General features: G+C 42.9%; 8 protein-coding genes. All 8 read left to right on the top strand.

The window, feature by feature from the left end; genetic code table 11:
* The first annotated feature begins 202 nt into the window (after positions 1-202).
* The 8 genes from ACLOAU_RS18660 (at position 203) to ACLOAU_RS18625 (ending at position 15781) form a co-directional block, all read left to right on the top strand.
* Entirely contained in the window at positions 203-3517 is a 3315-nt protein-coding gene (locus tag ACLOAU_RS18660; protein WP_427863427.1) for a SusC/RagA family TonB-linked outer membrane protein, read from the top strand.
* A gap of 86 nt (positions 3518-3603) precedes the next feature.
* Entirely contained in the window at positions 3604-5361 is a 1758-nt protein-coding gene (locus ACLOAU_RS18655; RefSeq protein WP_427863426.1) for a RagB/SusD family nutrient uptake outer membrane protein, read from the top strand.
* 164 nt (positions 5362-5525) lie between these two features.
* Complete coding sequence (locus ACLOAU_RS18650) at positions 5526-6545, top strand: LacI family DNA-binding transcriptional regulator (RefSeq protein WP_427863425.1); 1020 nt, start codon at positions 5526-5528, stop codon at positions 6543-6545.
* Positions 6546-6613: 68 nt separating this feature from the next.
* Positions 6614-9790: a SusC/RagA family TonB-linked outer membrane protein gene (locus ACLOAU_RS18645; RefSeq protein WP_427863424.1), complete on the top strand. Its 3177-nt coding sequence runs from the start codon at positions 6614-6616 to the stop codon at positions 9788-9790.
* 31 nt (positions 9791-9821) lie between these two features.
* A complete protein-coding gene (locus tag ACLOAU_RS18640) occupies positions 9822-11249 on the top strand; it encodes a RagB/SusD family nutrient uptake outer membrane protein (RefSeq protein WP_427863423.1) in 1428 nt (475 codons plus the stop codon).
* Positions 11250-11432: 183 nt separating this feature from the next.
* On the top strand, positions 11433-12815 hold the full coding sequence (locus ACLOAU_RS18635) for a glycoside hydrolase family 140 protein (RefSeq protein WP_427863422.1): 1383 nt from the start codon (positions 11433-11435) through the stop codon (positions 12813-12815).
* A 136-nt stretch (positions 12816-12951) separates the two neighbouring features.
* Positions 12952-13872 carry a glycoside hydrolase family 43 protein gene (locus tag ACLOAU_RS18630; RefSeq protein ID WP_427863421.1) on the top strand — a complete coding sequence of 307 codons (921 nt, stop codon included), beginning with the start codon at positions 12952-12954 and terminating at the stop codon, positions 13870-13872.
* A gap of 76 nt (positions 13873-13948) precedes the next feature.
* Positions 13949-15781 carry a sialidase family protein gene (locus ACLOAU_RS18625; protein WP_427863420.1) on the top strand — a complete coding sequence of 611 codons (1833 nt, stop codon included), beginning with the start codon at positions 13949-13951 and terminating at the stop codon, positions 15779-15781.
* The last annotated feature ends 1 nt before the right edge of the window (position 15782 follow it).

The following is a 15782-nucleotide window of genomic DNA, read 5'->3' as shown; positions in this document are numbered from 1 at the left end:
CGATGCCATTATGATTAAATAAAATCCGATAAAATATTATAAAAAGAGCGAAAAATGTTGGAACCATCTTTCGCCCTGAAAAAGACAAAAAGCTGTTAGAACCAGCTATTGATTTATCTTAAACCATTTGCAATATATGAAAAAATATGCTTGCAGGGGAGGGTTATGTACATCCCGATCGCTCATAAAATACTTGTTATTAATGAAGCTTGTTGTTTTTATTATTTTACTTTCATCATTCCAGGCTATTGCCTTTGATGCTGCTTCGCAACAAAGGATCAACCTGGATGTGAAGAGCCTTTCCATACCACAGATCATAGAGAAGATAGAGAAGGAATATAACTACCGTTTTGTTTACAATACCGATCTAAAAAGCAGCGAAGTAAAGCTGGACCTGTATGCCAGGAATGCCACATTGGATTATGTGATGCAAAACATGCTGAAGGCCACGACGTTTTCTTATAAAAAAATAAACAAGGGCTTGGTGGTTATCATTGGCAAACCCGGAGAAACGATGAGTATATCGGTTGAAGGGAAAATAACAGATCAGGCCGGAAACCCACTTGCGGGGGTAAGTGTAGCGGAGAAAGGCACTACCAACGGTGTACTAAGCGGTGAAGATGGGAGTTATAAAATAACGGTAAAAGATGAGAATGCTGTACTGACTTTCTCTATAGTTGGCTATAGCACCATAGATGTATCAGTAAAAGACAACAACTATTCGCAGGTAACGCTTTATGCCGCCGAAAATAAAATGGATGAAGTGGTAGTGATAGGTTACGGTACTACCAAAAGAAAGGATCTTACCGGGGCTGTATCAAGCGTAAAAGCAGATGACATTGTTCGTTCGCCGGCACATAATGCGATGGAAGCATTGCAGGGCCAGGTGCCTGGGTTGGATATTGTACGTAATTCGGGAAAAGCAACTTCTGGCGTAACCATGAACATTCGAGGTAAAAGATCTTTATCTACCGCCAAAGATGAATACGGCAATTTAATTGCAAATAACCCGTTAATCATTATAGATGGTGTGCAAGGAGGCAATATTACTGATATTCCGCCGCAGGAAATAGAATCCATTGATGTAATGAAAGATGCTTCATCAACTGCTATATATGGTTCGCAGGGAGCTAACGGGGTAATTATTGTGACCACCAAAAGGGCCAAATCAGGAAGAGCCAAGATTGCCTACAATGGCTATGTGGGTTTGAATGGCTGGGCTCAGTATCCTAAAATGAGAATGGGCGACGACTACATCAAGCTTCGTAGGGAGGCCTATAAAACTACCGGGCAGTGGAAGTCACCGGCTGATGACCAGATACTGTTTACTCCCCAGGAATGGTCAGCTATTCAAAACAATCAATGGATCAATTGGGTAGATGAAGTCATACATACCGGTATTGTTCAAAACCACCAGGTGAGTGTTTCCGGAGGCACTGAAAAAACAACCGGTCTGTTGTCTGCAGGCTATTACCGCGAAAAAGGATCTCTTAAGGATGATTTGCTGGATAAATACAATATCCGGACTGTAATCGATCATAATTTCAGCAATATTTTTAAAGCCGGTGCCTCTGTCAATCTTACCCACTACAATGGATATGAGCGGGCGGAAAATGTGTTATGGCGTGCTGCTACAAATGAGCCTTTGGGACGGGCATATAATGACAGTGGCAGGGTAATCCTTTATCCACTGGGAACAGCGGGTAAGGTAAGCCCGCTGGCTGATGAGGCGACTGAGTTTACGGCGAAATATCAACGTTTAACTACTAATGTTTTTGCCAATGGCTATGCCGAACTTCGACCCTTTAAAGGATTCTCATTGCGCTCTAACCTCGGAACTAATTTTTCATTCCGGAGAAATAACGATTTCCAGGGTGCCCAATCTATTGATAGAGCCGAACTAAACACCGGGTCCATTGCATCGGTGTTAGCTACAGAAAAGGGTTTTATAACCTGGGATAATATCCTCAACTACACCAAAAAAGCAGGGGACCATTCCTTTACATTAACCGGGTTGACTTCCTGGACACAATCTAAATTCAGAAGCTCTTACAGCGAAGGTGCCGGGCAGTTAATACCCAGCCAGCTTTGGCATAATCTCGCTGCCAACGCAAAAGAATCTTATGTAATCCGTTCAGGTTATGTACAGAGCCAGACCTTCTCCTATGCGGCACGATTGAATTATAACTACCTGGGTAAATACCTGCTTACGGTATCCAATAGGTGGGATGGCGCATCCAGGTTAGCGGAGGGCAATAAATGGGCTGCGTTTCCATCTGCAGCGCTGGCCTGGCGTGTGATCGATGAAGGATGGTTTGGAAATACGAAAAATTTAAATGAATTAAAATTACGGGCAAGCTGGGGTATGACGGGTAATTCAGGGATCAGTGAGTACGGTACCCAATCATATTTAAATGCGTTGACTAACTCAGCTTTCCAGGATAGAGGGTATACCTATTATGTATATAACCCGTTCCTTGGCAATGTGGACCTTGGATGGGAAAAATCTGCTTCAACTAATATAGGGGTTGATTTCGGTTTCTTCGATAACAGAATAATGGGTAGTATAGACTACTACAATACTAAAACTACCGACATTCTTTTACCCCGAACATTACCCACTTCAATGGGAAGTGGTAATAATACGCCTTTCCAAATATATCAGAACATAGGATCTACCAGCAATAAGGGTATCGAACTAAATCTGACCACTGTCAATATCAGGAAACAGGATTTTAACTGGCAGACTAACATCACTTTCGCACGTAATACAGAAAAAATTCTTGACCTGATAGACGGTCGTGATATTATAGGCGCAGTAACCCGCGAAACTGAAAGCCTTTTGATTGGACGCCCGCTAAAATCGTTTTATACCTTTAAAAGACTCGGCATCTGGCAAACAGACGAAGCAGCTGAAGCGGCCAGGTATTTTAAAGACGCTGCCAAAACACAGCCCTTCAAACCAGGCGATATAAAGCTGGCAGATCTGAATGGAGACTTTGTGATAGACGAGATCAATGATGTACAGTATATCGGTACAACATCACCGCGCTGGACAGCCGGGCTGAATAATACATTCCGTTATAAAAATATAGATCTTACGGTATATATTATAAGCAGGTGGGGGCATATGATGACTTATGATTTTACCGGCGCTTATGACCCGTCTGGTAAAGGCAATGCGCCCGCTTACCTGGATTACTGGACACCGGAAAATCCATCGAATGATTTTCCAAGACCAGATAATACCAACTTCTATAATTACAGGGGATACCTGGCTTTGAACTACGTAGATGCTTCTTACGTAAAGCTAAAAACGGTATCAGTGGGTTATACATTTCCTTCTTCGGTAGTAAAAAGGTGGGGGATGTCAGACCTGAGAATTTATGCCTCTGGTAACAATCTGTTTACGCATGCGCGAAGCCACTTCGTAAGAAATTATGATCCGGAAAGAGGCGGGTCTGCCAAATCGCCCCTTCAGCGACAGTTTGTATTGGGCCTGAATGTAAGTTTATAGCATTAGACTTTGCTATTAGGCGTAACGATATAAAAAAGTCTGAGCCTGCCGTTCAGACTGCATTAATAAGCTTTCAAAAATATTATATGAAAAATTGGATTCAATATTTTCCTCATAAAAAACTGATCCCCCTGTACTGCTCAGTAATATTATGCTCCTGCAGTTTAAAAGAGTTTAACCCGGGAGGCACCACAGCCGACGTGGTATTTGCGGCCCAGGAAGGAATGAATGCCCTGGTGAACTCCGCCTATGTGAATTATGGTGGTCAATTTTACGGCCGCGAAGACCTGGTGATGCTAACAGAGGGTGGCACCGATCTTTGGATCAATATAGCGAACAGCGGTTATGGCCGGCAAATGACCAAGTATGAAGAGCTGACTCCAGGTACCGGTCAGCTCAGAAATACCTGGAACCGTTTGTATGAGATTATCAACTATTGCAATGCAGGCATTGAGCGGATCGACGCCGTGCCTTATAATTCAGCCGATGAGAAGAAGGCTAGGAAAGGTGAACTGCATTTCCTTCGGGCTTATTCTTACTGGCATATAGTTGAGTTTTACGGCGGAGTAGATTTGCGTACACAGGAAACCAAAACAGCTGTACTTACTGCACAACGAAGCCCTGTTTCTGCCTTCTACGATTTAATGTTACAGGACCTGGATTTAGCTATCGCTAATCTACCGGTTGATCCGGTACCGGCAACGGATATAGGCAGGGCCACTTTAAAAGCGGCTTACGGATTGAAAGCGAGAGTAGCCATAACAAGGGTAGCATATGAGACATCGCAAGCTGAAAAGGATCGCTATTACCAAATAGCGAAGGATGCTGCTACTTATGTAATTAATAACCAGGCAGCCCTAAAAGTATCGCTGTATGCTACTGCCGCTGAGGTGTTTGCACCTACCAACAATAAAACCAACAGGGAGGCCATGTTTGTGGTAACACACTCTACGGTGCAGTCTTTAAACCCACAGCCCAATAATCCCAACCGCCTGCACATGTGGTTTAAGGCTAAGTATTCTGCGAAAGCAGGTGTTGCTCAGAGCCTTACCTATGGTAATGACAATAATGCAAGGTCAGGGTCTATGTGTATGATGCCTACCCGCAGGTTGCTTGAATTGTATAATGAGCAGGTAGATGGCAGGTATCGAGCCTGGTTCAGAGAAACCTACAACCAAAACAATAATAACTATGCCTGGACAGCTGATGATCTTGCCGCATTTGAAAAACCAGCCAGTATGGTGGGAACGCGTATTAATGCCGGCGAAACTGCACTAATGTATACCAAGCAAAAGGTAGCCGATAAGAGAACACGGCCTTATGCGGTGGTAGATATTGATGATATTTATACGGGTGACAGAGTGTCTACCAACGCAAGGTTCAATATTTGCTTTCCTGCGTTGACAAAATTTGATGATCCGAGTTTGCCGGCACCTAATTCGAATTTTGGTAGTAAGGATGTTATAATGATGAGGCTGCCCGAAATGTACTTTATAGTGGCTGAATGTGAAATAATGATGTCGGGAGGATCAAAAGCAAAAGCTGCAGAAATGATTAATGTAATTCGCAAAAGAGCCGCGGTAGCGGGGAGGGAGAGTGATATGGTGGTTACAGATGCACAGATGACGATTGATTTTGTACTGGATGAAAAGGCCAGGGAGTTTTGCGGTGAGCACATACGGTGGTTTGATTTGAAAAGAACAGGGAAGCTATATGATTATGTAAAAGCCTATAATAAGGATATTCCGCTGATTCAACCATTTCATACATTAAGGCCTATTCCACAAATGTTTTTGGATGCCATTACCAATGCGTCGGAATTTGGACAGAATGCGGGATACTAAGCCTGGTTGCAATTAGAAAAGAGCAGCTCCTGTATAACTGCAGGAGCCATTCTTTCCTGGTTTTCAGTGATTAAAAAATGTTGAACGAAAACCATACTTATTTGGAAGAAGTGCCCATATGAGTTATATTTGGTAACGTTTACATTTCTCAACGATTGTTTCTTATGCCAAAAACTATTTCGTCCAGTTTAAAGGAAGTAGCGCGTTATGCTGCTGTATCTATTGCCACAGTATCCAGGGTGATCAATGCTGATCCTAAAGTAAAAGCTGAGACAGCCTTAGCCGTACAAAAAGCGATCAAAGAGCTAGGATACCGGCCGAATAGGGTAGCACAACGCCTGCGTGCCACAACGGCAAGACGCCGGCTGGTGGGTTTACTTATTCCCGATATCCGGAATCCTTATTATGTGGACATTATAAGAGGGGTGGAGGAATATGCATATAGTCAGAATACAACCGTTATTATCGGCAATTTTTCACAGGATCCCTCTAAAGAAGAATTGTATATAGATATCCTGAGAAGTGAATCAGTGGACGGCCTTATAGTGGCAACTACTCCGTCAACTGAACAGAAAGTAGAGCAATTAATAGAAGACGGCATTCCGGTGGTTTGTATTGACAGAGGACTTAAAAGTTTGAAAGCCGATGTAGTAAAGACAGACAACGAACTAGGCGCTATTATGGCTACCACACATTTGATCAACCTCGGTCATAAGCGTATTGCCCATATTGCAGGCGACCTGGAAATACCTACTACCCATGAGCGGATAGCAGGTTATAAAGCAGCGCTGAAAAAAAACAAAATAAAGATAGATCCTACATTAATCTATAGTAAAAAATCGGATTATGAAAGTGGGGTGGAGCTTACTAAGAAGATATTATCTCTTAAAAACAGGCCCACAGCGGTTTTTACAGCAAACAACCTGCTTACATTGGGCGCCTTAGAAGTGTTGCATGGGCACAAAATAAAAATTCCCAAAGAGATGGCCATCGTAGGGTTCGATGATGTGTATTGGGCTACTTCTTTGAATCCTGCATTAACAGCTGTAAAGCAATTCGGTTACGAAATGGGACAGCAGGCGGCCGAGTTGTTGTATAAAAGACTGGCTAATCCCCAGGCGCCTCCTACCAGCTTTATTATAAAGCCAGAGCTGATGGTAAGAAAGTCCTGCGGTACCCGTTGATTTTTTTTGATGGATAATGTAAACGTTTACAAATTATCCGGTATTTGTCATTAATAATTGTAAAGCATATGAAACCTCTACATTTTTTTAGAAAGGGATTACTGTTGTTGCTGTGTTTTGGCAGCATTGTGGCCAGCGGACAACAACGATCTGTTACTGGTCAGGTACTTGATGAAGCGAGCAGTCAGCCTTTGGCTGGAGCCAACATCCTAATACAGGGAACTACCCAGAATGTCCCCGTTTCCCCGGAAGGAAAATTTACATTCAACGTATCCAATACCCATACGGTTCTGATAGTGAGCTATGCAGGATACGTTACTAAAGAGATCAATATTGGTACTCAAACCAATCTTATTATTTCATTAAGCAGCAGCGCAGGCAACCTCAACGAGGTCGTCGTTATAGGTTACGGCACCCAGCGGAAGAAGTCAATTACAGGTTCCGTCGCATCTGTTAACTATGACCAGTTTAAGGACCGTTCATTTAGTAATGTAGTTCAGTCGCTGACGGGCACGGTTCCCAGTGTCAATATTTCGCAATCACAGGGTGCACCCGGTGTAGCTCCCGTGATACAGATCAGGGGTATCAGTTCTATTACAGCAGGTACTAATCCCTTATTCGTAGTGGATGGCGTGCCGTTAGAAGATTTTAATATGAACATGATCAATCCCCAGGATATACAGTCGGTGGAAATATTAAAAGACGCTTCTTCTGCATCTATTTATGGATCAAGAGGTGCGAATGGTGTGGTAATGGTTACTACCAAACTAGGCAAACCGGGTAAAGCCATTGTTACAGCAGGGTTTGAATATGGTATTCAAAAGGTGACGCGTAAGATCGATATGATGGATGCACAGCAATGGATCCGTTATTTTGTAGCTGCAAAAAATAATGCCTGGGTTGATCTGAATCCGGCTGTGAATAAAGCTACGGATCCTAACAGTGCCCGGGGCAGCTCTACCTTATACAAGATACCCGAAGAATTTATTAATAGCCCGGAACAATTTGGAAAAGGTACCGATTGGCAGGATGTGATGTTCAGGACAGCACCCATGGCTAATGCCCAACTATCGGTATCGGGTGGTACTGATAAAACCCAATACCTGTTTTCTGCAGGCTTGCTCAACCAGGATGCTGTGTTAGATCAGAACTATTATCGTCGATTAGCTTTAAGATCCAATATCAGTCAAAAGATTTCAGATAAAGTAGCTGTTGGGTTGAACCTGAGTTTAACCGGTATTCACGACCGAACGGACGGTATTGATGGGAAAAGCGACGTAATCAGCCTGGCTTTACAAAGCAACGCCATTTTCCCGTTATACAATGAAAATGGCAACCTGGGATTTGTAGATCCCAACTCTGTATGGAACCGTTACCTGCAATACAATCCGGTAAATCTCTGGCATCCTTATGCTACTACCCGATTCACTGATAAAAAGAATAAAGCGTACAATACTTTTGCCTTAGGGTATGTCGAGTACAATATTATAGAGGGCCTCAAATTCAAGTCAAGCCTGAGTGCTAATGTTTCTAATAATTCCTACAACTTCTACCGGTTTAAAAACCAGGGATATGGTTATAATCAGGACCTGGCCACTTCAACCGCTACTGCGAGCGCCGGTAATAAACTCAACTGGCTCTGGGAAAATACAGGGACTTATGATTTTTCTTTATCTGAACATAACTTCAATGTTTTAGCGGGTTATACCTCTCAGAAAGAGCGTACTGAATTTCAATCGCTGACAGCAGCTAATTTCCCTAACGACCTGGTACAAACGATCAATGCAGGTACGGTTACCGGTGGTACTTCTACCGCAACAGAATGGGCCATACAAAGTTACCTGGCCAGGTTGAATTATAATTTCGCTAATAAATATTTTCTCTCCGCCAGTATTCGTCGGGATGGAAGTTCAAGATTCAGCCGGGATAATCAATGGGGGTATTTCCCTTCCGTATCCGCCGGCTGGGCTATTTCCGACGAGAATTTTTTAAAGGATGTTGAGGGACTGAATCTTTTAAAATTGAAAGCCAGCTACGGTAGTGTGGGTAATAATCAAATTCCTAACTATGGTGCTATTGGCTTATTGGGAGGCGTGAACTATGTGTCAAATGGCAATATCATCGCGGGTTTGAAACCCATCACGTTGGATAACGCTGCCTTACGCTGGGAGAAAACCAACCAACTGAACCTGGGTATTGATATCGCTGTTCTAAAGAACAGGCTGTCTGCTACCATTGAGGTATACCGTTCTATCACCCAGGACATGTTGCTCAACGTACCGATACCTGATCTCACAGGTTTTTCAAGCCAGTTAACCAATATCGGTAAAATGCGTAACATGGGTTTGGAGATCCTGGTATCATCAAAAAATATACAACGTGAGTTTACCTGGGCTACCGATATTAATTTTGGTTTGAACAGGAACAAAGTATTGCAACTGGGTCCTGGCAATGCGCCCATTTATTACACGGATTGGGAAACCACCGTACGTACAGCAGTAGGATCGCCCATCTCTGATTTCTATGGCTATGTTTTTAACGGTGTTTATAATAATACAACGGAAATACAGAATAGTCCTCATGAAGCGTCTACCAGACCCGGCGATCCTATCATTGTTGATATAAATGGAGATGGGAAAATTACCACTGATGATAGAACAGTTATTGGTAATAACCAGGCTAAATTTATTGGCGGCATTACCAATCGCTTTGGTTACAAAGGAGTAGAATTGTCGGTTTTACTACAGGGGCGTTATGGTGGTGAAATTGTAAATCAAAACTATCGCTTTCTCGGGTTCTGGAATAGTGGAAGGGGTATGTACGCGGGAGCTGCTAATTTTTGGGAGTCAGAGCAGAATCCGGGTGATGGCGTTAATCCAAGACCTTCTGCAAACAGGCGTCCGTTCCAACAGGGTTTTTCTACTTTATGGGTAGAAGATGCTTCTTTTTTAAGGGTAAAGAACATCACGCTTTCTTACAATATTCCCGAACTTGTTTTGCGTAAAACACCTTTCAATAATTTAAGGGTATATGTAAATGCTGATAACGTAAAGCTATTTAGTAAATACACCGGGTATGATCCTGAAAATACCACTTACAAAGCTACCAATTATAGTGCAGGTACTTCGTCAGCCAATACAGGTGTTTCCAGCTCGTCTTTACCAACGGGGTCTATGCTGGGCGTAGATTATGGCTCGTATCCTTTACCGCTCGTGGTGACTTTCGGTTTGAAAACTTCATTCTAGAAAATTCTCAGCAATCTCTAAAAAATCTATCATGAAAAGAATATCTTATTTCAATAAAATTGCATTTACGCTGTTGGTTGTTCTTTTGGTCAGTTGTGGGAAATCATTTACTGATCTGGCTCCCATCTCCAATGCCAATACCAATAATTTTTATAAGACGGAAGCCGATTTTGAGTCGGGCATAACCGCCGCTATGAATACCTTGTACGGAGTATATGCGCCAGAAGGTCCGGTTTCTTATACCGGAGAGCTAATGGGTGATAATGCCACTTTGTATATCATTGCAGGAGCCCAGGCGGACAAGCATGCTTTCAGGGATTATGCCATTCAAACACCCAACACGATGGTATATGCTTTCTGGAGACAATTTTATAGTGCTTTATTCGCGGTGAATACAGTGCTGGATAAACTTCCTGCCGCTACCCAGCTGGATGTAGAATACAAAAGAGTAGCCGAAGCAGAAATGCGTTTTTTAAGGGGGCTTTACTATTTTAATATGACCCGTTTATGGGGAGGAGTTCCGTTGGTAACCAAAGCTGTTGCTGCCCAGGAGGCTTATAGTATTTTAAGGTCTTCTGAGGCAGAAGTATACAACCTGGTAAAAGCTGATCTGCAATATGCAGTTGATAATCTACCCGTTTCGGCTAATGTAAAATTAGTGGGTCGCCCAACCAAAGGCGCTGCGCAAACTGTATTGGGAGAAGTTTTGCTGACGTTGGGGGACAAGCAGGCTGCGGCAAGTAATTTAATGGAAGTATATAACAGCGGGCAATACGCATTACAGCCAACCTTTGCAGGGGTTTGGGGACCAACCGTTAAGAATACTAAGGAGGCTGTTTTTGAGATCCAGTATGCCGCCAATGCTGCCACGGGTACGCACAGTCCTTATCAGCAATTCTTTTTCCCGAATGTAAACGCTCTTGGGTTTTCGGGCGTAGGTATGAACCAGGTGACCGATGATCTGTACAATGAATATGAGTCGGGCGACCCAAGAAGAGAAATTACTATATCATTGGGATACCAGAGCGGCAATACGTTTCTGCAGCAGAAGTATTTTCAGAAATGGGCGCATCCCAATGCGGCTATTAACGGAACTACCTTATTGGCCAATAACGACTTTATGGTATATCGCTTCGCAGATGTATTATTAATGTTAACCGAAGCCACCGGCGATGCGCAGTATATGAACCAGCTGAGAAGCAGGGTAGGATTACCATTATGGGGTACAGCCGCTTATCCGGTGACTAAATATGGTAATGTAGCATTGGCCCTGGAGCATGAAGCCCGTATGGAGCTGGCAGGAGAATTTAAAAGATGGTTCCAGCTAAAAAGATGGGGTCGTGCGATACCGGTGCTTACAGCTAAAGGAAAGCAGGTTACCCAGGACAAACTGGTACTGCCGGTTCCGGATATTGTGCGTTTGCAAAATAGCCAGATCACCCAGAATGCGGGTTACTGATTCCGGAAAGAAATGGGAATAATTCGTTGAGCAGCAAGGCGAGATGGAATAAATTTCCAAGATGATGGAAATAATTATTAGATATATAATTTCTCTCTCCATCTGCTTTACCTTAGAAACGCCGAATACCGGAATCAGGTATGGGTATGACCTTTAATTTACGAATTCATATTTGCTTGTATTATGAAACGATTCTTTGTGTTGCTTTTTTTAGTTGTTTATTTATGTAATAACGGGGTGGGGCAGTCCATGCAGCGATTACAAATTTCGCAGAATCAACGTTTTTTCCAGACAGCCGATGGTAAGCCATTCTTTTGGTTGGGAGATACCGGTTGGTTGCTGTTTATAAAATGCAGCCGGGAAGACGTATTGCAATACCTAAATGCACGTCAGCAACAGGGATTCAATGTGGTGCAGGTGATGGTGTTGCATACACTGGCAGCAAAGAACGTATATGGGGCCAAAGCGCTGAAAGACGGAGACATTAGTCAGCCTCTTACAACACCTGGAACTGCCATTGGCGATACAACGGCTTATGATTTCTGGGATCATGTAGACTTTGTTATAAGGGAGGCAGAAAAGCGCGGTATCTACATAGCCCTGGTACCGGTTTGGGGATCAGCAGCCAAAGAAAAAACAGTGAATGCAAAGAACGCCGCTGTTTATGCTAAGTTCCTTGCGGAACGTTATAAAAGTTATACTAATATTATCTGGTTGAATGGTGGTGACATAGAGGGTAATGCTAAAATGGATGTATGGGAAGCCATTGGTACTACTATTAAAAAGTACGATACTAATAATTTGATGACCTATCACCCCAGGGGGCGTTATTCTTCTACAGACTGGTTTCACAATAGAAAATGGCTCGATTTTAATATGTTCCAGAGCGGGCACCGTTCTTACGCGCAGGACACCTCCATGAAAGAGAAACATCGTCATGGTGAAGACAACTGGAAATTTGTGGTTACAGATTATAATATGAAGCCTGCCAAACCTGTATTGGATGGCGAGCCCTCTTATGAAAACATTCCCTACGGCTTGCATGATAGTTTGCAACCACGCTGGACTGCTGCAGAAGTACGCCGCTATGGTTACTGGAGCGTATTTGCCGGAAGTGCCGGGTTTACTTATGGCGAAAATGCCATCATGCAGTTCAACAAAATGGGCGATGCCGACGCCAACTTTGGGGTATTCAATAACTGGAAAGAAACGATCAATGCGCCGGGTGCCTTACAAATGAAATACCTGAAGGACCTGATATTATCTTACAGTTACTTTGATCGTAAACCTGCTCAGGAAATTATTGCCGACAATACACAAAAGAGATATAATTATATACTGGCTACAAAGGGGTCTTCCTATGTGCTGGCTTACACTTATACGGGCAGAACGTTTAAAATAAATACCGCAAAGCTGGGTTTTAAATTGTCTTCAGCACAATGGTATAGTCCTGTGGATGGCTCCACACAATCCATTAGTTTAAAAGCAAAAACAGGTGTGGTGAGTTTTGATCCGCCGGGCCAGCCAAAGAATGGTAATGATTGGGTGTTGGTCTTAAAAAAATAGCTTCGTGACCGGTAACATACAATTACTTGTTTGATGATTTTATTGAAATTAAAAACGGATGTCGTGGTGAGCCTGACGAACCACATTGGGGACTGAACAGATACTCTGTTTTATTGGCAAACAAAAAACAAACGATTTGAAAAGAAATATAGCCATATTGATCGCGATTGCTTTGGCAGCAGTTTCCTGCTCCAACAAAGCTTATTTATTTACTTCATTTCATGAGCCTGCCGATGCGGGCCTGCGCATGTTATACAGCTTTGACGGGTATCACTGGAAAGACCTGGATACTACTTTATTAAAACCGGCCATCGGCAATCAAAAAGTAATGAGAGATCCCTCGATGGTGCAGGGGCCTGATGGTACTTTTCATTTAGTCTGGACTACCAGTTGGCGTGGAGACAAGGGTTTTGGGTATGCCAGCTCTAAAGACCTGATTCATTGGAGTGAGCAGCAAATGATCAATACGATGACGCATGAGCCTTCTACAGTTAACGTGTGGGCGCCGGAGTTATTCTATGATGCTGCAGTAGGTGATTACAAAATGATCTGGGCCAGTACCATTCCCGGACGTTTTGAAAGAGGTGCAGAAGAGGATAGCAATAATCACCGGATGTATGTTACAACAACAAAGGATTTTAAAGAATTTACTCCAACGAAACTTTTTTTAGATCCAAAGTTTAGTGTAATTGATGCAGTAATTCTTAATCGGGCACCCAATGATTATGTATTGATATTGAAAGATAATACAAGGCCTGAACGCAATATCAAAGTGGCTTTTGGCAAAACGGCACTGGGGCCCTGGGAGAACGTTTCCAAACCTTTCACAGAGAACTTCACAGAAGGCCCTTCTGTTGTAAAAGTCAAAGACAAGTGGCTGATCTATTTTGATGCCTACCGGAAAAAGTCATACGATGCCGTAGCGACCAAAGATTTTATCCATTTTGAAGATGTGAATAGTAAGATCAGTATACCGGAAGGACACAAACATGGAACGATTGTGCCGGTGAAGAAGAAAGTAGTGAAGCAATTGGTAAAAGCAGTTCATGGGAAATAGGCTTAGATTATGGTACGTGTAGCATAGTTTGGGGCGTTGTGATCGTTTATAAACCGTGAATAATAAACAAAAACAAATGAAAACTCTTTTTACATATTTATTAGGTATTAGCGCATTGACAGGTTTCGCTCAACAGGATACCGCGCGATATATAGGCCCGACTTTATCTAACGTGGATTACCATCATGGACAGTTGACTCCCGTGGTAGGGGTGCATAATATCCAGGTATTCAGGGCCAACAGGGAGCATCCGGAATGGGCGGGAGGAATGAACTGGACCTACAATCACCAGCCCATGCTGGCTTATTGGAACAATACCTTTTACATGCATTTTTTGAGCAACCCGGTTGGTGAGCATATCGCTCCCGGCGCTACTTATTTATTCAGCTCCAAAGATGGTTATAACTGGTCAAAACCTATTGATCTTTTCCCGGTGTATCGCCTGCCTAACGGGTTTAAAAAGAAAGAAGATACAGCTGTAGCCAAAGATATTGATGCTGTAATGCACCAGCGCATGGGATTCTATACAGCAAAAAATAATAAGCTGCTGGCCCTGGGCTATTATGGTATTGCATTATATGCCAAAGATGATCCTAATGACGGTAATGGTGTAGGACGTGTGGTACGGGAGATTAATAAAGATGGCAGTTTAGGTCCGATTTATTTTATAAGATACAACCACGATTTTAATGAGAAGAATACCAGTTATCCTTTCTATAAAAAATCAAAGGATAAGGCTTTTATAGCCGCCTGTGATGAATTGTTAGCGCAACCATTGCAGATGCAACAATGGGTAGAAGAAGCGGATAGAAATGATCCGTTGATCCCGCTGCAGAAAGAAGTGAAGGCATTTAGCTATTATCATTTGCCCAACGGCCGCGTAATCGGTTTCTGGAAAAATGCTTTAACCAGTATGTCTGCTGACAACGGGAAAACCTGGTTATATAATCCGTTGAGAGCACCGGGTTTTGTTAACTCCAATGCCAAGATCTGGGGACAGAAAACGATCGATGGAAAATATATGACAGTATATAATCCCAGCGAATTCAGATGGCCGCTGGCATTATCAGTAAGTGATGATGGGCTGAATTATAAAAACCTGTTATTGGTAAATGGTGAGATCACCTCCATGCGCTATGGTGGTAACTACAAATCCTATGGACCCCAGTACGTACGCGGTATCCAGGAAATGAATGGAACACCTCCCAGTAACAATAACTGGGTTACTTACAGCGTGAATAAGGAAGATATGTGGGTGGCCAAAATACCTATGCCTGTTAAAAGCCAGGTAGAGGGAAATATAAATGACCAGTTTGCTTCGTTAAAAGATGGAGAAGAGTTAAATAACTGGAACCTGTACAGCCCGCTTTGGGCGCCGGTTTCCATTGTGAAAGAAGCCGGTAAAAAGGTTTTGTCGTTAAAAGATTTTGATCCCTTTGACCTGGGTAAGGCCGAGCGCGTAGTACCTGAAGCCAGCCAGGTGAGGATTGAGTTTAGTGTAACACCGCAGCAAACTGACAATGGGCGCCTGGATATTGAAGTGCAGGATGCCCGCAATACACCCTGCCTTCGTTTATCCTTCGATTCTACCGGTAATATTATCACCAAAGCCGGCTATCGTGATAAAGCATTGACAACATACGAAGCAGGTAAAACCTACAATTTTGTTATTGAACTGAATACGGCCACCAGGCTATATACCGTTTCTATCAACGGAGGCAAGCCGAATAACAATATCATATTTGCGCCCATACATAAGGTGCATCATGTGAGCTTCAGAACCGGGGGCGTACGACGTTTCCCTAATGCGGATACACCGACCGATCAGATGTACGATTTACCCAATGCAGGGGAAAAAGATAAAGAAGCGGTTTATAATATCAGCTATTTCAAATACTCGAAACTATAAA

The sequence above is a fragment of the Paraniabella aurantiaca genome, assembly GCF_050309965.1.
In the GTDB taxonomy this organism is placed as follows: domain Bacteria; phylum Bacteroidota; class Bacteroidia; order Chitinophagales; family Chitinophagaceae; genus Niabella.
This window is presented reverse-complemented; position numbering and strand designations above follow the sequence as displayed.